Origin of the sequence: Bacteroides faecium, from assembly GCF_012113595.1 — a bacterium.
GTDB classification, from domain to species: Bacteria; Bacteroidota; Bacteroidia; order Bacteroidales; family Bacteroidaceae; genus Bacteroides; species Bacteroides faecium.
On sequence record NZ_CP050831.1, the window covers coordinates 1,828,567 to 1,853,378 of the forward strand.

At 46.2% G+C, this 24,812-nt stretch carries 17 protein-coding genes; 13 read left to right on the plus strand and 4 right to left on the minus strand.

Annotation, left to right across the window (positions count from 1 at the left end; genetic code table 11):
* Positions 1 to 13 precede the first annotated feature (13 nt).
* Both BacF7301_RS06405 and BacF7301_RS06410 read left to right on the plus strand, forming a co-directional pair.
* The gene (locus BacF7301_RS06405; protein ID WP_167961287.1) at positions 14 to 523 is read left to right on the plus strand and encodes a GFO_1088 family ECF-type sigma factor; all 510 of its coding nucleotides are present in this window, start codon (positions 14 to 16) and stop codon (positions 521 to 523) included.
* Positions 513 to 992 (plus strand): PG0215 family putative anti-sigma factor, encoded by a 480-nt coding sequence (locus tag BacF7301_RS06410; RefSeq protein WP_167961289.1) that lies wholly within the window; start codon positions 513 to 515, stop codon positions 990 to 992. The genes BacF7301_RS06405 and BacF7301_RS06410 overlap by 11 nt, the downstream gene beginning before the upstream one ends.
* A 169-nt stretch (positions 993 to 1,161) precedes the next feature.
* On the opposite strand, the gene BacF7301_RS06415 is transcribed toward BacF7301_RS06410, so the two are convergent.
* Positions 1,162 to 1,944, minus strand: coding sequence for a head GIN domain-containing protein (locus tag BacF7301_RS06415; protein WP_167961291.1), 783 nt, complete (start codon positions 1,942 to 1,944; stop codon positions 1,162 to 1,164).
* Between the two features lie 126 nt (positions 1,945 to 2,070).
* On the opposite strand from BacF7301_RS06415, the gene BacF7301_RS06420 reads away from it, so the two are divergent.
* The gene (locus BacF7301_RS06420) at positions 2,071 to 2,775 is read left to right on the plus strand and encodes a YgjP family zinc-dependent metalloprotease (protein WP_167961293.1); all 705 of its coding nucleotides are present in this window, start codon (positions 2,071 to 2,073) and stop codon (positions 2,773 to 2,775) included.
* Between the two features lie 48 nt (positions 2,776 to 2,823).
* Here the strand turns inward: BacF7301_RS06420 and BacF7301_RS06425 are convergent, their stop codons facing one another.
* The gene (locus BacF7301_RS06425; protein ID WP_167961295.1) at positions 2,824 to 3,219 is read right to left on the minus strand and encodes a hypothetical protein; all 396 of its coding nucleotides are present in this window, start codon (positions 3,217 to 3,219) and stop codon (positions 2,824 to 2,826) included.
* Positions 3,220 to 3,391: 172 nt separating this feature from the next.
* Here BacF7301_RS06425 and rimP point away from each other — a divergent pair, with 172 nt between their 5' ends.
* The 8 genes from rimP to BacF7301_RS06465 all read left to right on the plus strand — a co-directional run bounded on the left by rimP (position 3,392) and on the right by BacF7301_RS06465 (position 13,847).
* Complete coding sequence (rimP, locus tag BacF7301_RS06430; RefSeq protein ID WP_167961297.1) at positions 3,392 to 3,859, plus strand: ribosome assembly cofactor RimP; 468 nt, start codon at positions 3,392 to 3,394, stop codon at positions 3,857 to 3,859.
* Between the two features lie 2 nt (positions 3,860 to 3,861).
* Positions 3,862 to 5,166 carry a transcription termination factor NusA gene (nusA, locus tag BacF7301_RS06435; protein ID WP_167961299.1) on the plus strand — a complete coding sequence of 435 codons (1,305 nt, stop codon included), beginning with the start codon at positions 3,862 to 3,864 and terminating at the stop codon, positions 5,164 to 5,166.
* Between the two features lie 55 nt (positions 5,167 to 5,221).
* Positions 5,222 to 8,410: a translation initiation factor IF-2 gene (gene infB / locus BacF7301_RS06440; RefSeq protein WP_167961301.1), complete on the plus strand. Its 3,189-nt coding sequence runs from the start codon at positions 5,222 to 5,224 to the stop codon at positions 8,408 to 8,410.
* 78 nt (positions 8,411 to 8,488) lie between these two features.
* The gene (locus BacF7301_RS06445) at positions 8,489 to 9,019 is read left to right on the plus strand and encodes a CvpA family protein (RefSeq protein ID WP_022137579.1); all 531 of its coding nucleotides are present in this window, start codon (positions 8,489 to 8,491) and stop codon (positions 9,017 to 9,019) included.
* Positions 8,997 to 10,502 (plus strand): Fe-S cluster assembly protein SufB, encoded by a 1,506-nt coding sequence (gene sufB, locus BacF7301_RS06450; RefSeq protein ID WP_167961303.1) that lies wholly within the window; start codon positions 8,997 to 8,999, stop codon positions 10,500 to 10,502. Before BacF7301_RS06445 ends, sufB begins: the two co-directional genes overlap by 23 nt.
* A 15-nt stretch (positions 10,503 to 10,517) precedes the next feature.
* Positions 10,518 to 11,270 (plus strand): Fe-S cluster assembly ATPase SufC, encoded by a 753-nt coding sequence (gene sufC, locus BacF7301_RS06455; protein WP_022137577.1) that lies wholly within the window; start codon positions 10,518 to 10,520, stop codon positions 11,268 to 11,270.
* A gap of 2 nt (positions 11,271 to 11,272) precedes the next feature.
* Positions 11,273 to 12,616, plus strand: a complete 1,344-nt coding sequence (gene sufD, locus BacF7301_RS06460) for a Fe-S cluster assembly protein SufD (protein WP_167967127.1) — start codon at positions 11,273 to 11,275, stop codon at positions 12,614 to 12,616.
* A 19-nt stretch (positions 12,617 to 12,635) separates the two neighbouring features.
* Entirely contained in the window at positions 12,636 to 13,847 is a 1,212-nt protein-coding gene (locus tag BacF7301_RS06465; protein WP_167961305.1) for a cysteine desulfurase, read from the plus strand.
* Between the two features lie 376 nt (positions 13,848 to 14,223).
* Here BacF7301_RS06465 and BacF7301_RS06470 read toward each other — a convergent pair whose 3' ends face one another.
* Both BacF7301_RS06470 and BacF7301_RS06475 read right to left on the minus strand, forming a co-directional pair.
* Positions 14,224 to 16,413 carry an alpha-galactosidase gene (locus BacF7301_RS06470; RefSeq protein ID WP_167961307.1) on the minus strand — a complete coding sequence of 730 codons (2,190 nt, stop codon included), beginning with the start codon at positions 16,411 to 16,413 and terminating at the stop codon, positions 14,224 to 14,226.
* 84 nt (positions 16,414 to 16,497) lie between these two features.
* Entirely contained in the window at positions 16,498 to 18,873 is a 2,376-nt protein-coding gene (locus BacF7301_RS06475; protein WP_167967128.1) for a TonB-dependent receptor, read from the minus strand.
* Positions 18,874 to 19,116: 243 nt separating this feature from the next.
* Between BacF7301_RS06475 and BacF7301_RS06480 the strand changes: the two genes are divergently transcribed.
* Complete coding sequence (locus tag BacF7301_RS06480; protein ID WP_167961309.1) at positions 19,117 to 22,008, plus strand: two-component regulator propeller domain-containing protein; 2,892 nt, start codon at positions 19,117 to 19,119, stop codon at positions 22,006 to 22,008.
* A 528-nt stretch (positions 22,009 to 22,536) separates the two neighbouring features.
* Positions 22,537 to 24,741, plus strand: coding sequence for a sodium-translocating pyrophosphatase (locus tag BacF7301_RS06485; RefSeq protein ID WP_167961311.1), 2,205 nt, complete (start codon positions 22,537 to 22,539; stop codon positions 24,739 to 24,741).
* Positions 24,742 to 24,812 lie beyond the last annotated feature (71 nt).

A 24,812-nucleotide genomic window follows, 5' to 3' on the forward strand; every position in this document is an offset into this window, starting at 1 on the left:
CATTATTATAGAGATGCAAGAAATCAGCTTCCGAAACGATATTTTGCCACTGAAGGATAAACTCTTTCGATTGGCACTCCGAATTACCCTGGATAGGGCCGAAGCCGAGGATGTCGTTCAGGACACCATGATAAGAGTGTGGAACAAGCGTGATGAGTGGTCGCAATTTGAATCGGTTGAAGCCTATTGCCTGATAGTGGCAAAGAACCTGGCGATAGACCGGAGTCAGAAGAAAGAAGCCCAGAACGTGGAACTCACCCCCGAAATGGAGGAAGAACCTGATGCAAACAGTCCGTACGACCAGATGGTCCATGATGAAAGAATGAACATCATCAATAGGCTGGTCAATGAACTTCCCGAAAAACAGCGGCTTATCATGCAACTGAGGGACATTGAAGGTGAAAGCTATAAAAAAATTGCAACCCTGCTGAATCTGACAGAGGAACAGGTCAAAGTGAACCTCTTCAGGGCCAGGCAAAAGGTAAAACAAAGGTATTTAGAAATTGACGAATATGGATTATAAGGATATAGAACAGCTCCTGGAGCGATACTGGCAATGCGAAACTTCCGTTGAGGAGGAAACAACATTGCGCGACTTCTTCTCAAAAGAAGACGTACCGGCTCATTTGCTTCGCTATAAAAACTTGTTTGTTTATCAGCAGGTTCAGCAGGAAGTGGGACTGGGCGAAGACTTTGATGCTCGTATTCTGGCAGAGGTGGAGCCTGTGGTCGTAAAAGCAAAACGCTTGACACTGACCGGCCGTTTCGTCCCTCTGTTCAAGGCCGCTGCCGTAATTGCAATCATCCTTTCATTGGGGAATGTAGCACAACATTCTTTCTCCGGTGATGACGGAAGTGTATTGGCAACGGATACCATTGGTAAACAAGTAACAGCACCATCGGTTGCTATCTCAAACGATGTGAAAGCGGACCAGGTTCTCGCTGACAGTCTGGCGAGGATTAATCACAAGGTGCAGGTTATGAATGAATAGACATTTTCATTTGCTTTAAACATATAATATAGTTAGTGTGCTTAATTAAAACAACAACGAAGGCGAAACTGTGAAGTTTTCAATTCTCTCAAATTTTTAGATTAAAACTAACTAAATAAATGGGCTACCGCGCGATGCAGTAGCCCTTTTATGCTTTCGAGATGATTGATTATTTAATCTGCCGTATATTTTTTCGTGGAGCATCTATTTCCTGAGGATTTCCCCGGTAGGCTATATCTCCGCTTCCTGTCACACGTGCTATCAATTTCCCGCTGGCATAACAGCTAATACTGCCGGAGCCCGCTGTACTGGCCGATACATTTTCCGATTCCAAGTTGCCGGCTCCAATATTTCCCGAACCTGCAATCTTATACTCGGCATTGAAAGTTTTACCGCTTAGGCCGATATCACCGGAACCTGCAATACTGGCAGTACATTCTTCGCTTTCTATTTGCTGAAGCTTCACATCTCCCGAGCCACTGATGGAAACTGCCATTCTCCGGCATTTGAACTTTTCGCCTTTAATGTCTCCTGAGCCATTGATGCTGAGTGATATATCCTCTTTGGTTTGTATGCCATTGGTGAAACGTATATCTCCCGAACCGTTAATCGTTAATTTATTCAGTTCCGGTGAGAAGACTTTGACTTCCAGTTTGCCTTTCCAGATAGTGACATTCTTTTTATACTTTATAATAAGTGTATTGCCGTCGATATAAGTCTCTAAAAGTGGGATAATATTGTCGGAACCATAAATTTCTATGTAATTTTGAGAACCCTGGTGGTACGTGACATTTGCGCTACCCAATAATTTAATCTCGTTGAAGTGTCCGATTTCCACTTTTTTAGTGAGGTAATTCTTGCTGCCGGTCACGTGTTTTCCCTGTAAGCAGGAGCTTGCGGTTAGTATTAGAAACAATCCGGTTGCTAATAAGGCTAATAAACTTGTTTTCATAATTTTGAATTTCTATGGTGTTATATTGATTAGACGGTTCATGTTTTTATAAAGTTGCATCTTTGGTGAAGTTTTTTAGGTAGAATCTTCTTTTTTATTACTTTTGTCGTAGTTGTTAGGAGATTTATGATGAAGGAGACAGTTATAGAAGATGGCGAACTTGGACGATTAGTGGTGCGTGTTAATCTGCGTGCTAAAAGTCTTGTCTTTCGTACCAAGAGCGATGCGATATATGTTTCGGTGCCAACCGGAGCCGCGATGAAAGAGGTAAAGCAGGCAATCGAGAATTTACGTGGTAAGTTGTTGGCTTCCCGTCGGCGGCTGAACCGTCCGTTGATTGATTTGAATTATAAGATTGATGCGGAGTATTTCAAATTGTCTCTGGTACCCGGTGAGAAAGAACAATTTCTGGCAAATTCCCGGTTGGGCTTTATGCAAATCATTTGTCCGCCTACGGCTGACTTTACCGACGAGAATCTGCAGGAGTGGCTGCGTAAAGTCATTGAAGAGTCGTTGAGGCGGAATGCGAAAAGTATTCTTCCATCTCGTTTAGAACGTTTGTCAAGACAATATGGATTATCCTACGCTAGTGTGAAGATAAACTCCAGTCAGGGAAGATGGGGGAGTTGTTCGGCAAAAAAGGACATCAATTTATCTTATTACCTCGTCCTGCTCCCTTCCCATTTGATAGACTATGTACTTTTGCACGAATTATGCCATACTCGTGAAATGAATCATAGCGAACGCTTTTGGGCTTTGTTGAATCAATTCACGGAAGGAAAAGCGCTCGCTTTGCGGGGAGAACTGAAAAAATATCGTACGGAAATATAAGAAACATAAGAAATATAGGGGGTGACCGATGCTGCTGGACTTTGCCTGTTACTTCGCCAGTTGCTTAATCCCGTCCGCCTCTTTCTCGAATTGATACGTTCCGCCTCTTTCACTAAGGTCGAAAGTGGATACAAATTCAGTTTTATTATCCACAATCAGCAATGCGCTTTGTTCGGCGAAACGACCTACTTCCACAGTATAAGGCTCTTTCGGCATAACTTTATTGACTATAAGGCTGTCATTAACGAACAAAGAGACAGAATCTCCGGCAAATCCTTTTACCAGACTAATCGTATAAGTTTCGATAAAATGTCGTTCTTCCTGTTTATCCCGTTGCAGGCGCATACTCATGTAGATAAAAATAACCACTACAAAGATAACTGCGAAAGCAAGGATTCCATTGCCTAGCATAAACTGTTTATTGGTGTTGAGACGGTGTGCCATAGTGCCTGTTTTTTTAATTGCGGTGTAAAGATACGAAGATAAGACTGTTAATTCATACTTTTTTTCTTTAATGTTTTGTAGTCGAACAGATTATTTATATCTTTGCAACCGGAAACGGATGAAAGGTGGAGGGGCAATTAAGCTCCTTTTTTTGTTCTTATATAGTGAATAAATGATAGAAAAGAAAACAGTTTGTCAGATTGTAGAAGAATGGCTGGAAGGAAAAGACTACTTTTTAGTAGAGGTGACCGTAAGCCCGGATGACAAGATTGTGGTCGAAATTGACCATGCAGAAGGTGTTTGGATTGAGGATTGTGTGGAGCTTAGCCGCTACATAGAGTCGAAACTGAACCGTGAAGAGGAAGATTATGAACTGGAAGTGGGTTCGGCCGGCATCGGACAGCCCTTTAAAGTGCTGCAACAGTATTACATTCACATCGGACAAGAGGTGGAAGTGATGACAAGAGGCGGACAGAAACTGGCAGGTGTCCTGAAAGATGCTGATGAAGAGAAGTTTACGGTATCCGTACAGAAGAAAGTTAAAATGGAAGGTTCCAAGCGTCCGAAGCTGGTAGAAGAGGACGAAACCTTCACTTATGAGCAAATAAAATATACTAAATACTTAATTAGCTTTAAATAGTTATGGCCAAAAAAGAAGAAACAATCAGCTTGATTGATACATTTTCGGAATTTAAGGAACTGAAGAATATCGATAGAACGACGATGGTTAGCGTACTCGAAGAGTCGTTCCGTAGCGTAATCGCGAAAATGTTTGGCACCGATGAGAATTACGACGTAATCGTGAACCCGGACAAGGGTGACTTCGAGATATGGCGTAACCGTGAAGTTGTGGCCGATGAAGATTTGACTAACCCGAATATGCAGATTTCGTTGAGCGAAGCACAGAAGATTGATGCTTCCTACGAAGAAGGCGAAGAGGTGACTGACGAAGTTATCTTTGCGAAATTCGGTCGTCGTGCTATCCTGAATCTCCGCCAGACACTGGCTTCCAAGATTCTGGAACTTGAAAAAGACAGTATTTATAATAAATATATAGATAAGGTAGGTACAATCATCAATGCGGAAGTATATCAAATCTGGAAAAAGGAAATGCTGCTTCTTGACGATGAAGGAAACGAACTGCTGTTGCCTAAAACCGAACAAATCCCGAGCGATTTCTATCGTAAAGGTGAAACGGCCCGTGCAGTAGTTGCCCGCGTGGACAACAAGAACAATAATCCCAAGATTATCTTGTCACGTACTTCTCCCGTTTTCCTGCAACGTCTGTTTGAGATGGAAGTACCCGAAATCAATGATGGCTTGATTACCATCAAGAGGATTGCCCGCATCCCCGGCGAACGCGCCAAGATTGCGGTAGAATCTTATGATGACAGAATCGACCCCGTAGGAGCCTGCGTAGGTGTAAAGGGTAGTCGTATTCATGGCATCGTTCGTGAGCTTCGCAATGAGAATATCGACGTAATCAATTATACATCGAATATTTCATTGTTTATACAGCGCGCTTTGAGCCCGGCAAAAATTTCTTCTATCCGTCTGAATGAGGAAGAGAAAAAAGCAGAGGTGTTCCTCAAACCGGAAGAAGTTTCGCTGGCTATCGGTAAAGGCGGTTTGAATATCAAGCTGGCCAGTATGTTAACTGAGTACACTATCGACGTGTTCCGTGAGTTGGATGAGAATGTAGCTGATGAGGATATCTATCTCGATGAGTTTAGAGACGAAATCGACGGATGGGTGATTGATGCAATCAAGGCTATCGGCATTGATACGGCGAAGGCTGTGTTGAATGCTCCACGCGAGTTGTTGATTGAAAAGACGGACCTGGAAGAAGAGACAGTGGACGAGGTAATACACATTTTGAAATCGGAGTTTGAAGAAGAAGAACCGGAACAAGAACAAGAACAAGAACCGGAAAAGGAACAAGAGTAATTAGGTAATTACGATTGAGATTTTCTTCGCTCCATTTATTCATTAAATTTAAAATATGACGATAAGGTTAAACAAAGTTACAAGAGATTTGAATGTAGGAATCACAACGGTTGTTGAGTTCCTGCAAAAGAAAGGGCATACCGTTGAGGCTAATCCTAATACAAAAATTAGCGAGGAGCAGTACGCTATACTCGTGAAGGAGTTTAGTACAGATAAGAACCTTAGACTTGAATCGGAGCGTTTCATTCAGGAACGTCAGAATAAGGAACGTAATAAGGCATCGGTATCGATTGAGGGCTTCGAAAAACAGCCTGAGAAACCGAAGTCGGAAGATGTGATCAAGACAGTCGTACCTGAGGATGCACGTCCGAAGTTTAAACCTGTCGGGAAAATAGACTTGGATAAATTGAACGGTCGTAAAACAGAAAAGGTAGAAAAAGAACCGGAACAGAAAAAAGAAACTGTTGTGGAACGACCTGTTGTTAAACCTGAAGTGAAGAAAGAACCCGAAGTGAAGGTAGAAGAGGTGACAGCACCTGTTCAGCCCGAACCAGTGGTGAAACAAGCTGAAACAGTAAAACAAGCCGAACCGGTAAAACAAGCTGAACCTGTGAAACAGCCTGAGGCAGTAAAACAACCGGAGCCTGTAAGACCGGAACCTGTGAAACAACCGGAACCTACAGTAGAAAAGAAACCGGCAGAAGTGGAAAAAGTAGTGGAAGAAGTGATTAAAGAAGAGCCGAAGGTAAAAGCTGCACCTGTGAAGGCGGAAGAAAATAACAGGGTGGAAAGACCTGTAAAAGCAGCATCGGCAGAAGTCGCACCGGAAGTATCGGCGGAAAAAGAACCTTCTAAAGACGATGAAGTATTCAAAATCCGTCAACCGGAATTAGGCGCGAAGATAAATGTGATCGGTCAGATTGACCTGGCTGCATTGAACCAGTCTACTCGTCCCAAGAAAAAATCGAAGGAAGAGAAACGCCGTGAACGCGAAGAGAAAGAGAAAATCCGTCAGGATCAGAAGAAGTTGATGAAGGAAGCTATCATCAAGGAGATTCGTAAGGATGATCCCAAGCAACCGAAAGTTGGGGCGAAAGATAATGCTGACGGCAATAAGAAGAAACGGAACCGTATCAACAAGGAGAAGGTGGACGTGAACAACGTGGCAACTTCCAACTTTGCTGCTCCGAGACCGAATGTACAAGGTAAGGGGGGTGCCGGTGGACATGGTGGCAACAACAGTGGTAACGCTGGTGGTGGCAACAACCAAGGCAACAATAACAACCGGAGAAATAACAATAACAATAGAGACCGCTTCAAAAAGCCTGTTATCAAACAGGAAGTGAGCGAGGAAGATGTAGCAAAACAGGTAAAAGAAACTCTTGCACGTCTGACAACCAAAGGAAAGAACAAGACTTCAAAATACCGTAAGGAAAAACGTGAAATGGCTTCCAACCGTATGCAGGAACTGGAAGACCAGGAAATGGCAGATAGCAAGGTATTGAAGCTTACCGAATTCGTAACTGCTAATGAGCTGGCAACGATGATGGATGTTTCTGTCAATCAGGTTATCGCTACTTGTATGAGCATCGGTATCATGGTTTCTATCAACCAACGTCTGGATGCGGAAACTATCAATCTGGTTGCCGAAGAGTTCGGATTCAAGACTGAATATGTAAGTGCGGAAGTGGCACAGGCCATCGTTGAAGAAGAAGATGCACCGGAAGATTTGAAACCGCGTGCTCCGATTGTTACGGTGATGGGACACGTTGACCACGGTAAGACATCTTTGCTCGACTATGTGCGTAAGGCGAATGTAATAGCCGGTGAGGCCGGTGGTATCACACAGCATATCGGTGCATACAACGTGAAGTTGGAAGACGGACGTCGCATTACATTCCTGGATACTCCGGGTCATGAGGCGTTTACCGCTATGCGTGCCCGTGGTGCGAAAGTAACGGATATTGCCATCATTATTGTGGCTGCCGATGATAACGTGATGCCGCAGACGAAGGAAGCAATCAACCATGCGATGGCAGCGGGAGTACCTATTGTCTTTGCAATTAATAAGGTGGATAAGCCGACTGCAAATCCGGATAAGATTAAAGAAGAACTGGCTGCTATGAACTACCTTGTTGAAGAATGGGGTGGTAAATATCAGTCACAAGATATCTCTGCCAAGAAAGGTATGGGTGTGGAAGAATTGCTGGAAAAAGTATTGCTGGAAGCTGAAATGCTTGACTTGAAGGCAAATCCGGACCGTAATGCTTCCGGCTCTATCATCGAGTCTTCACTGGATAAGGGACGTGGATATGTAGCGACTGTGCTGGTATCTAACGGTACTCTGAAAGTAGGGGACATCGTTTTGGCGGGAACAAGCTACGGACGTGTGAAGGCTATGTTCAACGAACGTAACCAACGCATCACGAAATCAGGACCTTCTGAACCGGCATTGATTCTGGGATTGAATGGCGCTCCTGCCGCAGGTGACACTTTCCATGTAGTCGAAAGCGATCAGGAAGCTCGTGAAATCACCAACAAACGTGAACAGTTGGCTCGTGAGCAAGGCTTGCGTACGCAGAAAATCCTTACGTTGGATGAACTGGGTCGTCGTATTGCTTTGGGTAACTTCCAGGAACTGAACATCATCGTTAAGGGTGACGTGGACGGTTCTGTCGAAGCATTGAGTGACTCGTTGATTAAGCTGTCTACGGAACAGATTCAGGTAAATGTCATCCACAAGGGTGTGGGAGCAATCTCCGAGTCAGACGTTTCTCTGGCTGCCGCTTCGGATGCAATTATCGTCGGATTCCAGGTACGTCCTTCGGGCGCTGCCGGTAAGATGGCCGATCAGGAAGGTGTCGACATCCGTAAGTATTCTGTCATCTACGATGCAATCGAAGAGGTGAAGGCTGCTATGGAAGGTATGTTGGCTCCGGAACTGAAGGAGCAAATCACTGCGACTATCGAAATCCGCGAAGTGTTCAACATCACGAAGGTGGGTCTTGTAGCCGGTGCGATGGTGAAGAGCGGCAAGGTGAAACGCAGCGACAAGGCTCGTTTGATTCGCGATGGTATCGTTATCTTTACCGGAAACATCAATGCTTTGAAACGCTTCAAGGACGATGTGAAGGAAGTAGGTACAAACTTCGAGTGCGGTATCAGCTTAGTGAACTGCAACGACATGAAGGTGGGCGATATGATCGAGGCATTCGAAGAAATTGAAGTGAAACAGACATTATAAATTGTACTGAATCAAAAATAAACGGAGGCACAGAGTGAATTATAACTCCGTGCCTCTTTTTTCTTTTTAAGAAGGAATATGGCAACGATTGATATAATAATCCTTATTATAGTGGGCGCAGGGGCGATAGTAGGCTTTATAAAAGGCTTCATTCGTCAGTTGGCTTCTATCTTGGGATTGATAGTCGGCCTGATGGCGGCGAAGGCTTTGTACGCTTCTTTGGCAGAAAAGCTCTGTCCGACAGTGACCGATTCAATGACAGTTGCGCAGGTATTGGCTTTTATCATGATTTGGATAGCCGTCCCGCTGATTTTTGTACTGATTGCTTCGTTGTTGACAAAAGCTATGAAAGCCGTTTCCTTGAATTGGCTGAACCGCTGGTTAGGAAGCGGGCTGGGAGCATTGAAGTTCCTGTTGTTAACAAGTGTGGTGATTGGTGCGATACAGTTCATAGATGGCGATAATAAGTTAATTAGTGCAACAAAAAAGGAGGAATCCTTGTTATATTATCCGATGGAAACGTTTGCGGGGATATTTTTTCCTGCTGCAAAGAATATGACGCAACAATATATATTAGAGAATAAAGATGCAACAAGAAGAACCCAATAAAAAGAAACCCAATCAGAAAGATGAACTTGAAGGGAAGAAGACCGATAATGAGTTTGTCCGGAAGTTTGCGGAAGAGAAATATAAGTATGGCTTCACTACAGAGGTACATACAGATATCATTGAGCGCGGACTCAATGAGGACGTGATTCGTTTGATTTCATCGAAAAAGGACGAGCCGGAGTGGATGCTGGATTTCCGGCTGAAAGCGTACCGCCATTGGCTGACGCTGGAGATGCCTACCTGGGCACATCTCCGTATTCCTGAAATTGACTATCAGGCTATTTCCTATTATGCCGACCCGACAAAGAAGAAAGAAGGTCCCAAAAGCATGGAAGAAGTAGACCCTGAACTGATAAAAACATTCAATAAGCTGGGAATACCTCTGGAAGAACAGATGGCGCTTAGCGGAATGGCGGTGGATGCTGTTATGGACTCTGTTTCCGTAAAGACTACCTTCAAGGAGACGCTGATGGAGAAGGGAATTATTTTCTGCTCGTTCAGTGAAGCGGTGCGGGAGCACCCGGACTTGGTAAAGAAATACATGGGCTCGGTAGTAGGCTACCGTGATAATTTCTTTGCTGCGTTGAACTCGGCTGTGTTCTCGGACGGTTCATTTGTCTATATTCCGAAAGGTGTACGTTGCCCGATGGAGCTTTCCACTTATTTCCGTATCAATGCCCGCAACACGGGACAGTTTGAACGTACATTGATTATAGCGGATGATGACGCCTATGTTTCTTATCTCGAAGGATGTACGGCTCCGATGCGTGATGAAAACCAGTTGCACGCCGCTATTGTGGAAATCATCGTGCACGACCGTGCCGAAGTGAAATACAGTACTGTTCAGAACTGGTATCCGGGAGATGCCGAAGGTAAGGGCGGTGTATATAACTTTGTGACAAAACGCGGTAACTGCAAAGGAGTGGATAGCAAACTCTCCTGGACACAAGTGGAAACCGGTTCGGCAATTACCTGGAAATATCCTTCCTGTATTCTGACAGGCGATAATTCGACTGCCGAGTTCTATTCCGTGGCTGTGACAAACAACTACCAGCAGGCGGATACCGGTACGAAGATGATTCACCTAGGCAAGAATACCCGTAGCACGATTGTAAGCAAGGGTATCTCTGCCGGACATAGCGAGAACTCTTATCGCGGATTGGTACGTGTAGCGGAGAAAGCGGATAATGCCCGTAATTATAGCCAGTGTGACTCTCTGTTGCTGGGAGATAAGTGCGGTGCGCATACCTTCCCGTATATGGATATTCGCAATGAGACAGGAGTGGTAGAGCATGAAGCTACGACAAGCAAGATTAATGAAGACCAGATATTCTATTGCAATCAGCGCGGTATCCCGACAGAAGATGCTATCGGACTGATTGTGAACGGATATGCGAAAGAAGTTTTGAATAAGCTTCCGATGGAATTTGCGGTAGAAGCACAGAAGTTGCTTACTATTTCGTTGGAAGGAAGTGTAGGATAAAAAATAAAAGTGATTATGTTAGAAATAAAAGACCTGCATGCCAGCATTAATGGCAAAGAGATATTGAAAGGCATTAACCTGACGGTGAAGCCGGGCGAAATACATGCAATCATGGGGCCGAACGGTTCCGGTAAGAGTACACTTTCTTCCGTCCTGGTAGGTAATCCTGCTTTTGAGGTGACGAAAGGCTCGGTCACTTTTTATGGAAAGAATCTGTTGGAGTTGAGCCCTGAAGACCGTAGCCATGAAGGTATCTTCCTTAGTTTCCAGTATCCGGTGGAAATTCCCGGTGTAAGTATGGTGAACTTTATGCGCGCTGCCGTGAACGAGCAACGCAAATATAAAGGTCTGCCCGCACTGACAGCCAGTGAATTCTTGAAACTGATGCGCGAGAAACGTGCAGTCGTTGAACTGGACAATAAACTGGCTAACCGTTCGGTGAACGAAGGTTTCTCCGGTGGTGAAAAGAAACGCAACGAAATCTTCCAGATGGCAATGCTCGAACCGCGTTTGAGTATTCTCGACGAAACAGACTCCGGCCTGGACATCGACGCGCTCCGTATTGTAGCCGAAGGAGTGAACAAACTGAAAACTCCCGACACAAGCACGATTGTCATCACACACTATCAACGTCTGCTCGATTATATCAAACCGGATGTTGTACATGTACTTTATAAAGGCCGTATCGTAAAAACTGCCGGTCCGGAACTAGCCCTGGAACTGGAAGAAAAAGGATATGACTGGATTAAGAAAGAAGTAGGAGAATAATGATGAATGCTGAACAACAATACATAGACCTCTTCTCACAGACGGAAGCCATGATTTGCAGGCATAGTGCCGAAGTGCTGAATGCACCCCGTGCCGCTGCTTTTGCCGATTTTGAGCGAATCGGATTCCCGACCCGTAAGATGGAGAAGTACAAATATACGGATGTAAGCAAATATTTTGAACCGGACTTCGGCCTGAACCTGAATCGTCTTGCTATCCCGGTCAACCCGTATGAAGTGTTTAAGTGCGACGTGCCGAATATGAGTACTGCCCTGTATTTCGTAGTCAACGATGCATTTTATAACAAGGCACTTCCCAAAAGCCATTTACCGGAAGGCGTAATCTTCGGTAGTCTGAAAGACGTAGCCGGACAACACCCTGAACTGGTGAAGAAGTATTACGGCAAACTGGCAGATACTTCCAAAGATGGCGTGACGGCTTTCAATACCACTTTTGCACAAGACGGAGTCATCTTCTATGTGCCGAAAAATGTAATTGTGGAAAAGCCCATCCAGTTAGTAAACATCCTGCGTGCAGACGTCAACTTTATGGTAAACCGACGTGTATTGATTATCCTGGAAGATGGCGCACAAGCCCGCTTGTTGATTTGTGATCATGCCATGGATAACGTGAACTTCCTTGCAACGCAGGTCATTGAAGTCTTTGCCGGAGAGAATGCCGTATTCGATATGTATGAACTGGAAGAAACACATACCAGTACAGTCCGTATCAGCAACCTGTACGTAAAACAGGAAGCGAACAGCAATGTGCTGCTGAATGGCATGACTTTGCATAACGGTACTACCCGCAATACAACCGAAGTGCTGCTAGCAGGCGAAGGTGCTGAAATAAACCTTTGCGGTATGGCAATTGCCGACAAGAACCAGCACATAGATAATAATACAAGCATCGACCACGCAGTGCCGAACTGTACCAGTAACGAATTGTTCAAATACGTTCTCGACGACCAATCGGTAGGCGCATTTGCCGGACTGGTATTGGTACGTCCCGACGCACAGCATACCAACTCACAACAAACCAACCGGAACCTTTGTGCTACACGCGAGGCCCGCATGTACACGCAACCCCAGTTGGAAATCTATGCAGACGATGTGAAATGTTCGCATGGAGCAACTGTCGGACAACTGGACGAGAATGCATTATTCTACATGCGTTCACGTGGAATTGAAGAGAAGGAAGCCCGTTTGCTGTTGATGTTCGCGTTTGTCAATGAAGTAATTGATACCATTCGTCTGGATGCACTGAAAGACCGTCTGCATCTGTTGGTAGAAAAACGTTTCCGTGGCGAATTGAATAGATGCCAGGGTTGTGCAATCTGTAAATGATGATAAATCACTAATAAAAATGGATATTCAAAAGATACGTGAGGATTTTCCGATATTAAGCCGTACGGTCTACGGTAAACCTTTGGTTTACTTCGACAACGGTGCAACGACTCAAAAACCCCGTTTGGTAGTTGATTCGTTGGTGGACGAGTATTATTCCGTGAATGCGAACGTGCACCGCGGCGTGCATTACCTCTCGCAACAAGCCACGGAATTGCATGAAGCTTCCCGTGAAACGGTGCGTCAGTTTATCAATGCCCGTAGCACGAACGAAGTTGTCTTTACTCGTGGAACAACGGAAAGCATCAATCTTCTTGTCTCCAGTTTTGGTGATGAGTTTATGCAAGAGGGCGACGAAGTTATCCTCTCAGTGATGGAACATCACAGCAATATCGTTCCCTGGCAATTACTGGCGGCCCGAAAAGGCATCGCCATCAAAGTAATTCCCATGAACGACAAAGGCGAACTGCTATTGGACGAATACGAAAAGCTTTTCTCCGAACGTACGAAGATTGTCAGCGTAGTTCAGGTTTCCAATGTTCTGGGCACTGTGAATCCGGTGAAAGAGATGATTGCTACCGCTCATGCCCATGGCGTACCTTTCCTGGTAGATGCCGCGCAATCTATTCCTCACATGAAGGTGGACGTACAGGATTTGGATGCCGATTTCCTGGTATTCTCCGCTCATAAGGTATATGGCCCGACAGGAGTCGGCGTACTTTATGGAAAAGAAGAATGGCTGGACCGTATGCCGCCTTATCAGGGCGGGGGAGAAATGATTCAACACGTCTCTTTCGAAAAAACAACGTTCAACGAACTTCCTTTCAAGTTTGAAGCCGGTACACCCGATTATATAGGAACCACAGGTCTGGCAAAAGCCCTCGACTATGTGAACGGCATCGGCATGGAAAAGATTGCGAAGCACGAACATGAACTGACAACCTACGCCCTGCAACGCCTGAAAGAAATACCTGATATGCGTATATTCGGCGAAGCCGCCGACCGGGGGGCAGTAATCTCCTTCCTGGTAGGTAATATTCACCACTTCGACTTAGGCACTTTGCTGGACCGTTTGGGTATTGCCGTCCGTACCGGACACCATTGCGCGCAACCCTTGATGCAGCGACTTGGTATTGAAGGAACTGTCAGGGCATCATTCGCCATGTATAATACGAAAGCGGAGATTGATGCGCTGGTGGCCGGAATCGAACGCGTCAGCCGTATGTTTTAAAATATAAATCGCTGTTCCTGCGGGAATGGCGTTTTTTTTATTCTTTAACTAAAAAAAGATGCCTTCAAGTGCAGTGATTTGAAGTTTCAAGCGTCTAATATGTAAAAGGAATATTTGGAGAGTCGTGAGACTATGCTTATATTATAAATTCTCTCTCTTTAACATTAATGGCAGCTATATCGTAAAAAGTTACGGTATAGCTGCAACTTTTTAGGGGTGTTCCCCGTCTAATAGAGGTAGCGGCAGTATGCAGATGGTGACTGCTAACGGCACAGCCGTAAATATTGAGGATTAATTGATTATTATTGTGTGTGTAAAAAAGAAAGGGGAAACGCCAGTAAATGGTGAATCCCCTTTTCTGTTTTTGCCTGTCTGTTTATTCCGCAGTCAATTCAATCACACGACTGAAAGCCTGGTTTGTGGTGAACGCATGGATTCCCACTTTCATCAGATAATCTCCTGAATATGTTTTTTCGTTGGCATCCAGATTTGATTTCCTGTTCGGCATCAGATTGATTTCTTTCACCTTATACATTTTCCCGGCATCCAATCCCTGTAATTTCACAGGAAGCAACTTCTCTGCATAACGCGGATGAATATCGTATGTATAAAGAACAGCCTTATTCTTGTCCGGTGCGGCATACATCACGGACATATGATTACCATCGTAAGGAGAAACTAGTCTGTATTGGTCACCGTCAAGGATTACCTTCTTCAGACGTGTCCAGTTGGCAACTGCGTCCTGGCAATAAGTCAGTTCGTCTGCATTGAGTTCTTTCAGTCCGAGGTCGAAGCCTAATTTGCACATACTGGCTACGTCGGTACGGAATTTCACGCTTGTCTTCTTGTTCCAGCTAGTCACGTGTGCGGACATCGCTTTTGCGGGGAAGATTTGCGAGAATCCCCATTGGATAAACAGACGTTCTATCGGGTCGGTATTATCACTGCACCAGAACTCTGTGAAGTATTTCAATGCTTCGTAGTCACAACGCGCGCCGCCGCCGGAGCAAAGCATCATCGGTGTATTGGGATATTTCTCTTTTACACGTTTCAGTACGTTGTATATGCCGCGTACATGGTCGATGTAAAGCTGTCCCTGTTTGTTTTTCAGATAGGGGGAGTAGATGTTCGTGATAGGTGAGTTACAGTCCCATTTGAAATAGGCGACTTCCGGGTTTTCAGTCAGTATATTGTCTACCACGCCGAAAACGAAGTCCTGCACTTTCGGGTTGCTGAGGTCGAGAACCAACTGATTACGGTAGTAATAAGTTTCACGGTTCGGCAGAGTGATAGCCCAGTCGGGGTGTTTCTCGAACAATTCGCTTTTCGGGTTCACCATTTCCGGCTCAATCCAGATACCGAATTTCACTCCGGCTTCTTTGGCAGATTTCACGAGCGCGGGAATACCGCCGGGGAGTTTCGACTTCATTACTTCCCAGTCACCCAGTCCGGCATTATCACTGTTGCGTGGGTGCTTGTTTCCAAACCAGCCGTCGTCGAGCAAGAACATATCCACGCCGAGATGTTTGGCTTCCTTCATTAGTTCGGAGAGTAATTCTTCATTGAACTTGAAGTAGGTATTTTCCCAGTTGTTCAGCAGGGTGAAGCGGTCGCCTTGTCCGTCTTTCAATTGGTGATTGCGTGCCCAGGCATGGAGATTACGACTGGCTTCGCCCGTACCGTTATTGCTGAAAGTGAACATAAATTCGGGAGTCGTAAATACTTCGTTCGCTTTCAATTCATAATCGGATGCATAAGGGTTGATAGCCGGGATTACACGGAGATTGCCTACATTATCCACTTCAAAAGTAAACTGGAAATTTCCTGTCCATCCGATAGTACCCAGCATCACACGTCCTTGTGTTTCCTGTGCCGGTTGCTCAATACCGAGTTCGAAGAACGGATGCGTGTGCATAGCGGCACGGCTTCCGAGTTTGGTGTCGATTACCTTCTTGCCGAATCGTAGCGGCTGTGTGCTCATCTGTGCTTCTTTCGCCCAGTCACTGCTGAACTCAGTCAGATAATATTCATTTCCGGAGAAGTACAGCATCGTGGAAGCGTAGCGCCACAGAGTGACAGGCTTCTTTTCATTATGCTTTATTTCACTCCATGTTTTGATAACGTTCTCTTTCGGATAAGCGATATAATGCAAAGTCACTTCTACCGGATACTGGTTGTCTTTGAGATTGATAATCGTTTCCGTTCCCCCTGCCACGGCTTTCTGTTCCGAAGACACATAGCGGAGAATCGTACTTGGATTGCCGTCGCTATGAGTGATAGCTACCGCCGGCTCGAAATAATCCTCTGCACCGGAGCCCGGATATACTTCCCAACCGCGTGTAGAAACACTGCCGTCGCTGCCGCCTTTTACATAAGGAGAGAAATTATTAATATCTTGCTTGTTCAGCAATTTGTCACCCAGGTAAGCCTGGTAAAGCCGTCCGTTCGGGGCTACTTGAAGGATTAAATCCGTGTTATCCGTTGAAATCTGGATAACGTTCTTTTCCTGGGCATTCACTTGCGCCAGTGTAAACAAAGCCATTAGTAGTAGAAATAGTTTCTTCATGGTGTTTTGAGTAATAATTATTGGTATTAGTTAGTTTGCGGGCATAAAAATGCCCAAAGATAATGATAATTTATGATGTACAAGTTAGAATTTAATGCCGACGTTAAATTCTACGGTAAATGGGCGTAAATAATTTCCACTCATATAATTTCCGGCATATTGGGCAGCTTCCTCTTTGGTTATCAGTTCCGAGCCGTTGATAGTGCCGCTTGCTCCTTTTTGATTCAGGAAGTTGATGACCGTTGCGCCCAGGGACAAGTGTTTATTTACATTCCAGTTGATGCCCCCGAATGTTTCCCAGCGGCCATTGAAATAAAGCGCTTCCTGAAGATTGGCGTACGTCTTGCCGAAGTAGCGGAAACTGAGCCATAGACGCAAATCCTTCGTAATATTATAACTGGGGTCGAGTTCGACAAGTATCTGCGGAATCTCCTTGACAATCATGCCATTGGCATTGACGGACATTTCCGAGCCGTCATTAAACGTCACGCTCGCGTTGTAATTCTTGTAAACAGGCTTCTGATACGTGAACAAGGCGTGCAGGTGGAAACCTTTGAACGGGTCTATTTCGGCAGAAGTAGTCCAGCCCAGTGTTTCGATGTTGTAGATTAACAATACGGTCTTCCCCTCTTTCGTTCCCGGTTTGGTCAGGTTCTGCTGGTCGATGTTGTTCGACTTGGAGATATAAGTGACCATTGAAGTCAGGTTTATCCAATTGTTCTTGTAGAACAATCCGCCTCGAATCATCGGAATGGTGACACGTTTGTATTGCTCTTCCGTCGGGCCGGTTCCTGCATATTCGTTGATACGTGGGAAACGCGTGGCTACTGTTCCGTCGACAGTCAGTCCGAATGGTTTCGTCATGTTGTACGTCATGCGGAGAGTGGCGGCGTAGTTCAACTTGTCTTTCACCACTTTGGCGGGATGTATATTCCGTTGGGTGGCGATGATATTTCCGGTTTCTTCGTCTTTGCTGAAAGTCTTGAAGTCGCCGATGTGGAATCCGGGGAAACGGGAAGCTGATATCTGGTCTGCACTCATCCGGTAGTATTCCAGACGACCGCCATAGTAGATGTTGAACTTCGGAGTCACCTGCCAGTTGTCCGTAAAGTAGAGGGCGAGCTTATTCTCATATCCTTTGGTGTATTCCGGACTTAATTCATTATAACCGTATGTCTGCACATGCTCGTCGGCAAACGTCTGGTCAAGCGGGTTCGTTGCGGCGGAATGTAGCAGTTGCGGGTAATTCTGTACGCTGGCCATCCACTGCATGGAAGAAGAATGGTAATCCAGGTGATAATACCACTCGTTCAGCCCCAGCCTTAAATCATGGTTGCCGATATTTTTGCTCAATTCGGAAGTGATAAGGAAATTCTTCACCTTACCCACGTGCAACCAGGTGCGACGTCCTTCCACCAAACCCTCATACGGGTCGCCGTTTTGCAGCGTATAGCCGTCGGCAACCGTTGCCTCGCTGATTGTACTGCCGCCGAAGTCCACATAGTTGGCGCGTGGAGCGTCCATATATTTCATGTTGAACTTCCACAACAGGTCATTCTTGAAACGGTAATCGGCTATCAGAGCCACTTCGTTGGCACGGTTCTCACAGCCGTCACCCAGGTTCCACGTTTTCATCTTTCCGTCCATGACGTCCATGTAGCGGAAAGAGCCGCTTTGCGGAACGTATGAGTTTGTCCCCAGTTTGAAACCTTCGGCTTCCTTGACCGACCCGTCGCCTACATAGATAAAAGGGGCGGCATTGGCAAAGTTTCCCGGATTCTCGCTGCGCGAATGTTTGTAGAGCAATGACACCTTCCCACGTCCGTTGTCGAAGAGATGCGTAAGACCGGCATGGTAAATTTCCGTACGGTCGGCATAATTGGTGAACTTCAAGTCGAAACTCCCCGGGTCGAAATTCTGATAAATGCCTGCTGTATAGAGCCATTTCCCACTGATTGCTCCCGACACATTGAAATCAAAGTTTTGCATGCCGAAATGGTTGGTACGGTAGTTCAGGATACCTTGAAAGTCTTTTTGTCCCAATTTGCTGAAAGCGTTCACCGAATAAGCGATATTTCCTGTCGTGATAGCTGATTCCGAAGGAGACAACAGTCCCACTTCTCCCAAGCTGCTGTCGCTGCGCCAATGGGCAGCCAGCTTGTGCACGGCAGACGAATATACGCCAGGAAGTCCGTTCTCATATACATTAACGTCCTCACTGGGCAGTCCGATTTGGATTTCACGGGGCTTGTTGGCATCGGAAGCGTTCAGCATCACATTACGTTCTCCTTCTTCTCCCTCTTTTTTAGAAGCAGAAGCAGGAATAGTGTCCTGTTTCATTTCAGTACGGTTCGTCTTTGCCTTTGCCTTTTGGCTCCGGACGTTCTCTGCATTTCCGTTGACCGGGATTAATTGTAGCATGGTGGTTACGGCAAGGCAACCGAGAGTAATTTTTTTCATATCTGGTATTAATTTAAAGATTCCGGGAGTTCGCGTCGATTTGTCACATTGACGGAAGCAAAGGTAGGGGACGGGCGGATAAGCGGCTATATACGCTTTTGTCAAGATGTGCAAGAAATGTTTCAATTGTGCGGAAGGGATGCCGTGGTGCGACATTTGTAGTATCTGTTGCAATAAATGTTGCATCCCGGAGACGCTTTTTCGTGTAAAAAAACTATATTTGTCGTCATCTAATATCTATTTATGAACGAGAAACTGCTGCTTTTCCTTCTGTCCGTTTGCTTCTTCCTTCCGGTTTCTTCCGCGACGGGACAGTATAACTTTATTCACGTGAATGGTGCGAACGGACTTTCAAACAGTCATGTCAAGTCTATTATTCAGGATAGTTACGGCTTTGTCTGGCTGGGTACGCGCAACGGGCTGAACCGTTACGACGGTGTTTCGATGCAGGTATATCCTTGCTGTGATGAGGCTACCGGACGGGGAAACCAGGTTATCTCCGCACTTTTTGAAGATACTCATCGAAGGCTTTGGGTAGGAACGGATGACGGTGTCTACCTTCAAGACCTCGCGACCGGCAAATTTACTTTCTTTGATGTCCGCACGGCAGCAGGCGAACAAATCACGGGCAACTGGATTCAGGACATCGTGGCAGACCGCTCGGGAAATATATGGGTAAACGTCCCCAACCAGGGAGTTTTTCGTTACCATGAAGCCACAGGAAAGTTGTCCCATTATATCCCTTGTCCGGGAGAAGACAAAAGCAAGGATTTTCCGCAATCCATATGCGTGGACGGAGAAGGCACAGTCTGGATAGGGACATACGGGGCGGGAATCTACCGCTACAACCCTGCGAAAGATACCTATGATGCCGTTGCGAAGGAAGCATTGAAAGGTGATTTTATCTTCACCCTGTGCGATTATGGCGATGAGTTGATTGTCGGAGTGCACGAAGAAGAATTGAAACGGTTCAACAAAAAGACAGGTGAAGTCAGCATTTTCCCGGCACCGGAGATACATCGCAAAATAATCCGCTACGTGACCTGCTTCGGCAACGAGCTCTGGGTAGGAACACAGAATGGCGTATATGTGATTAATGAAAAGCAGAACAGCCTGCAACATATCCCTGCCGATGCAGAAGGAGCGTATGGGCTGGGTGACGCTATCATTGATAAAATCTACCGCGACCGCGAAGGCGGCACATGGATTTGTACACAGTTTGGCGGTGTGAGCTATCTGCCGGTGCGTACCATCGACTTTTCCATTCATCTTCCGGGAAAACCCGGCGCAGCCTGCGGACGTCGTATCAGCGAACTGGCTGAAGGAAAAGACGGGCTTGTATGGATAGGTACGCAGGATGGCGGTGTCTGCTACTGGAATCCTCAAACCGGATTGTTTACCACCGTCCCCGAATCTCCCGACCGCCGGAATGTATTGAGTCTCTTCGCCTCGGATGATTTAGTGGGAGCCGGCTATTTTAAAGGCGGTATCGACCTTATTACTCCCGGTCTTGTCACTCCCGGCCTTACCGCTCCCTGTGCATCTGCCGTTTCTCCCCGTCCTTCTTTCAACGGACGTGTACAGACACTTTATCCCCAACAACTCGGCATCAGTGAAGGCTCCGTATTTGCCCTTCACCGCGACCGTCAGGGAGTAATCTGGCTGGGCGACGGCTGGAATATCTTCCGCTCTGTCGACGGCGGGCGTACATTCGGGAAGATGAAGCAGTTCGGCTATGCTTTTATGCGCGACATTCTTGAAGACAGGAACGGCACTATCTGGGTAGCGACCATGGGAAACGGAGTATTCCGCTATAACCCGGCAACCGATGAAACGGTCAATTACAGACATCTGCCGGGAGACACCACCTCTATCGGCACCAACGAAGTGACCGGCATATCCGAAGACAGCAAAGGCTTTCTCTGGTTTTCCACAGACAGGGGCGGACTTTCCCGCTTCAACCCCGAAACGGCTACTTTCCGCACCTATACCGAAACGGACGGACTGCCCGACGACGTGACTTACAAAGCAGTGGAAGACCAACAACACCGCATCTGGTTCGGAACAGACCGTGGCTTGGTCTGCCTGTATCCCGAAGCCGACAGCTTGCACGTATTTACCCGCAATGACGGGTTGCCGGACAACCAGTTCAACTATAAATCGGCTCTGGCCGCCGCCGACGGCACTATCTGGATGGGTACGATAAACGGGCTCGTCTCTTTCAATCCGCATACCATCCGCCGGAATGCTTTTGTACCGCCTGTTTATATCACCCGTATGCGTGTGCAAGGTCGTGAAACTCCTTTTTCTTCTGAAGGCGTACACCTGCCTTATCGTTCCAATATCAGTTTTGATTTCGTAGCATTGAGCTACTCTTCGCCGGAAGCTAACCGTTACGCTTATAAAATGGAAGGCATTGATAACGAATGGATTCATACTTCCGACATACATACGGCTTCGTATGCCCAACTCCCGCCGGGAGACTACGTGTTCCGTGTGCGAGGCAGCAATAACGACGGTGTGTGGAATCCCGTGGAAGCCACTTTGCCGATACGTATTCTCCCACCCTGGTGGCGTACTGTCTGGGCGTACCTTATTTATATCATTCTATTATCCGGCAGCTTTGTATTTACTCTCCGTACTTACCGCCGCCGTGAAGTGCAGAAGATTCGCGAACAGCAGTTATTGGCGGAACTGGCGCGCGAACGGGAAGCGCATCGTACCCACGAACTGTTCCTGAACCAAATCACTTACGGAGCCTGTACCCCGCAAGGGGATACCATGACTCGTGCCGACGAACAATTGATGTCGCAACTGATAGCCAAAGTGCGTGAGAACCTTGCGGATGCCAATTATAATGTGGAAGCATTGGCGGCTGCCATGAATATGTCCCGTTCTAGCCTGCATCGGAAGATTAAGTCGCTGACCGACCTTTCTTCGCTCGACTTTATCCGCGTCATCCGCTTGAAGCGTGCGGCGGAGTTGTTGCAGGAAGGCGAACTGCGTATCAATGAAATCTGCGACAGGGTAGGCTTCCAGTCACCTTCCTACTTTGCCAAGATATTCCAGAAGCAGTTCGGCGTGACTCCCACGGAATTTATATCCAGAAACCGGCAAAGGACGGAAGATAAATAACTGTCATTGACTATCTGAGTCTTATTTTCGTATGATTCTGAATGAATTCATTCTCGCACGGGTTATGAACTAACTGTTTTCGGGCTTAAAAAAGAGTAAGAGAACGAGATTATCCCCGATACATTTTCAATAAATGCAGTAAAAAAACATGTTTTTAGAGATTAAGAGCTTTTTGAACGATGAATTGGGATGTGTAAAACGAGAAATGTAAAATAGTTATTTGGTTAATACATAGCATAATATACCTTATTATATTCTCAAACAATTCTCACTGCTATGAGAAAAAATACTCATCGCGATGAGAAAATATTCTCATAGGGATGAGTATTAATTCTTATCACCGTGAGAAAATGTTCTTATCACGATGAGAAAATATTCGATTAAGTTTCATTTCATTTCCGCATCGATAATGAATTAAATCCGGTACACGAAATGAACATTATTCTATCAGATTTTTTCTTACTTACTTGCTTTTGTCGTTTGATTTCCATAATTTTAGCCACCGTAAACCCTTTAAAAATTAATTCTATGGATAGCATTCTTTTCTGGCTGGTTCCGGTTGCTTCCGTGTTAGCCCTCTGCTTTGCTTATTACTTCCATAAGCAAATGATGAAGGAGAGTGAAGGTACTCCCCAAATGATAAAAATTGCCGCTGCCGTGCGCAAAGGCGCTATGTCTTACTTGAAACAGCAATACAAGATTGTAGGCTGGGTATTCCTGGGACTGGTAATTTTGTTCTCAATCATGGCTTATGGCTTTCACGTTCAGAATGCATGGGTTCCCATCGCTTTCCTGACGGGTGGTTTCTTCTCCGGCCTTTCCGGTTTCCTTGGGATGAAAACGGCAACTTATGCATCGGCGCGTACCGCCAATGCCGCACGCAATTCGTTGAACTCAGGATTGAGAATCGCTTTCCGAAGCGGTGCGGTGATGGGGCTTGTCGTAGTCGGTCTTGGTTTGCTCGATATTTCTTTCTGGTACTTGTTGCTGAACGCAGTGATTCCTGCCGACGCGCTCACGCCTACTCATAAACTCTGCGTGATTACCACTACAATGCTTACTTTTGGCATGGGAGCTTCTACCCAGGCGCTTTTTGCCCGTGTCGGTGGTGGTATCTATACAAAGGCTGCCGATGTCGGAGCCGACCTGGTGGGGAAGGTGGAAGCCGGAATCCCCGAGGACGACCCGCGCAATCCCGCCACTATTGCCGATAATGTAGGCGATAACGTCGGTGATGTAGCCGGTATGGGAGCCGATTTATATGAATCTTACTGCGGCTCTATCCTGGCAACCGCTGCTTTGGGTGCTGCCGCCTTTATCCATTCTGCCGATACGGTGATGCAGTTCAAAGCCGTTATTGCACCGATGTTGATTGCTGCTGTGGGCATTATCCTTTCTATTATAGGTATATTCGCTGTCCGTACCAAAGAGAATGCGAAGATGAAAGATTTGCTGGGCTCGCTGGCATTCGGAACAAATCTTAGCTCCGTGCTCATTGTCTTTGCTACCTTCCTTATACTGTGGCTCTTGCAACTCGATAACTGGGCACTGATTTCTTGTGCCGTAGTAGTCGGCTTGGTAGTCGGCATTGTCATCGGACGTTCTACGGAATATTATACTTCCCAGTCTTATCGCCCCACTCAGAAACTGAGTGAAAGCGGAAAGACCGGCCCTGCCACGGTGATTATCTCCGGCATCGGTCTGGGTATGCTTTCTACGGCTATCCCTGTGATTGCCGTGGTCGTAGGTATCATCGCTTCTTATTTATTAGCTTCCGGCGGCGATTTTGCCAATGTCGGAATGGGATTGTACGGAATCGGTATTGCTGCTGTCGGCATGCTTTCTACATTAGGCATCACATTGGCAACAGATGCCTACGGCCCGATTGCCGATAATGCAGGTGGTAATGCGGAAATGGCAGGCTTGGGTGCTGAAGTCCGCAAACGCACCGACGCGCTCGACTCATTGGGTAATACAACCGCTGCCACAGGAAAAGGTTTTGCAATCGGTTCCGCCGCATTGACCGGTCTGGCTTTGTTGGCATCTTATATTGAGGAAATCCGAATCGGTCTGACCCGTCTCGGAAGCGTGGACTTGACTTACTCGGATGGAAGTCCCTTCAATGTGGCGAATGCGACATTTATTGACTTCATGAACTATTATGAAGTGAACCTGATGAACCCGAAAGTTCTTTCGGGTATGTTCCTCGGCTCGATGATGGCTTTCCTGTTCTGTGGGCTGACGATGAATGCGGTAGGACGTGCCGCAGGACATATGGTGGACGAAGTACGTCGCCAGTTCCGTGAAATCAAAGGTATCCTGACGGGAGAAGCGGAACCGGATTACGAACGCTGTGTCGAAATCTCGACAAAAGGTGCACAACGCGAAATGGTTGTCCCTTCTCTGATTGCTATTATTGCTCCTATCCTTACCGGACTCATCTTTGGCGTTCCCGGTGTACTCGGTCTGTTGATTGGTGGTCTGAGCAGCGGTTTCGTATTGGCTATCTTTATGGCCAATGCCGGCGGTGCATGGGATAACGCAAAGAAATATGTGGAAGAAGGCAATTTCGGCGGCAAAGGCAGCGAAGTTCATAAAGCAACCGTAGTAGGCGATACGGTAGGCGACCCATTTAAAGATACATCCGGCCCTAGCTTGAATATCCTGATAAAACTGATGAGCATGGTAGCTATTGTGATGGCAGGGCTCACTGTTGCCTGGAGTTTGTTCTAAAAAGTAAGAAATAACCAAGAAAAAGGAGACGGAAAACGAGTCTCCTTTTTTTATTTCCTTTACCTTTGCAG

What these genes read in the sequence shown, in the direction of transcription:
- BacF7301_RS06405 (WP_167961287.1), top strand. Translation starts at nt 14, where the DNA reads ATGCAAGAAATCAGCTTCCGAAACGATATTTTGCCACTGAAGGATAAA.
- BacF7301_RS06410 (WP_167961289.1), top strand. Translation starts at nt 513, where the DNA reads ATGGATTATAAGGATATAGAACAGCTCCTGGAGCGATACTGGCAATGC.
- BacF7301_RS06415 (WP_167961291.1), bottom strand. Translation starts at nt 1,944, where the DNA reads ATGAAAACAAGTTTATTAGCCTTATTAGCAACCGGATTGTTTCTAATA.
- BacF7301_RS06420 (WP_167961293.1), top strand. Translation starts at nt 2,071, where the DNA reads ATGATGAAGGAGACAGTTATAGAAGATGGCGAACTTGGACGATTAGTG.
- BacF7301_RS06425 (WP_167961295.1), bottom strand. Translation starts at nt 3,219, where the DNA reads ATGGCACACCGTCTCAACACCAATAAACAGTTTATGCTAGGCAATGGA.
- rimP (WP_167961297.1), top strand. Translation starts at nt 3,392, where the DNA reads ATGATAGAAAAGAAAACAGTTTGTCAGATTGTAGAAGAATGGCTGGAA.
- nusA (WP_167961299.1), top strand. Translation starts at nt 3,862, where the DNA reads ATGGCCAAAAAAGAAGAAACAATCAGCTTGATTGATACATTTTCGGAA.
- infB (WP_167961301.1), top strand. Translation starts at nt 5,222, where the DNA reads ATGACGATAAGGTTAAACAAAGTTACAAGAGATTTGAATGTAGGAATC.
- BacF7301_RS06445 (WP_022137579.1), top strand. Translation starts at nt 8,489, where the DNA reads ATGGCAACGATTGATATAATAATCCTTATTATAGTGGGCGCAGGGGCG.
- sufB (WP_167961303.1), top strand. Translation starts at nt 8,997, where the DNA reads ATGCAACAAGAAGAACCCAATAAAAAGAAACCCAATCAGAAAGATGAA.
- sufC (WP_022137577.1), top strand. Translation starts at nt 10,518, where the DNA reads ATGTTAGAAATAAAAGACCTGCATGCCAGCATTAATGGCAAAGAGATA.
- sufD (WP_167967127.1), top strand. Translation starts at nt 11,273, where the DNA reads ATGAATGCTGAACAACAATACATAGACCTCTTCTCACAGACGGAAGCC.
- BacF7301_RS06465 (WP_167961305.1), top strand. Translation starts at nt 12,636, where the DNA reads ATGGATATTCAAAAGATACGTGAGGATTTTCCGATATTAAGCCGTACG.
- BacF7301_RS06470 (WP_167961307.1), bottom strand. Translation starts at nt 16,413, where the DNA reads ATGAAGAAACTATTTCTACTACTAATGGCTTTGTTTACACTGGCGCAA.
- BacF7301_RS06475 (WP_167967128.1), bottom strand. Translation starts at nt 18,873, where the DNA reads ATGAAAAAAATTACTCTCGGTTGCCTTGCCGTAACCACCATGCTACAA.
- BacF7301_RS06480 (WP_167961309.1), top strand. Translation starts at nt 19,117, where the DNA reads ATGAACGAGAAACTGCTGCTTTTCCTTCTGTCCGTTTGCTTCTTCCTT.
- BacF7301_RS06485 (WP_167961311.1), top strand. Translation starts at nt 22,537, where the DNA reads ATGGATAGCATTCTTTTCTGGCTGGTTCCGGTTGCTTCCGTGTTAGCC.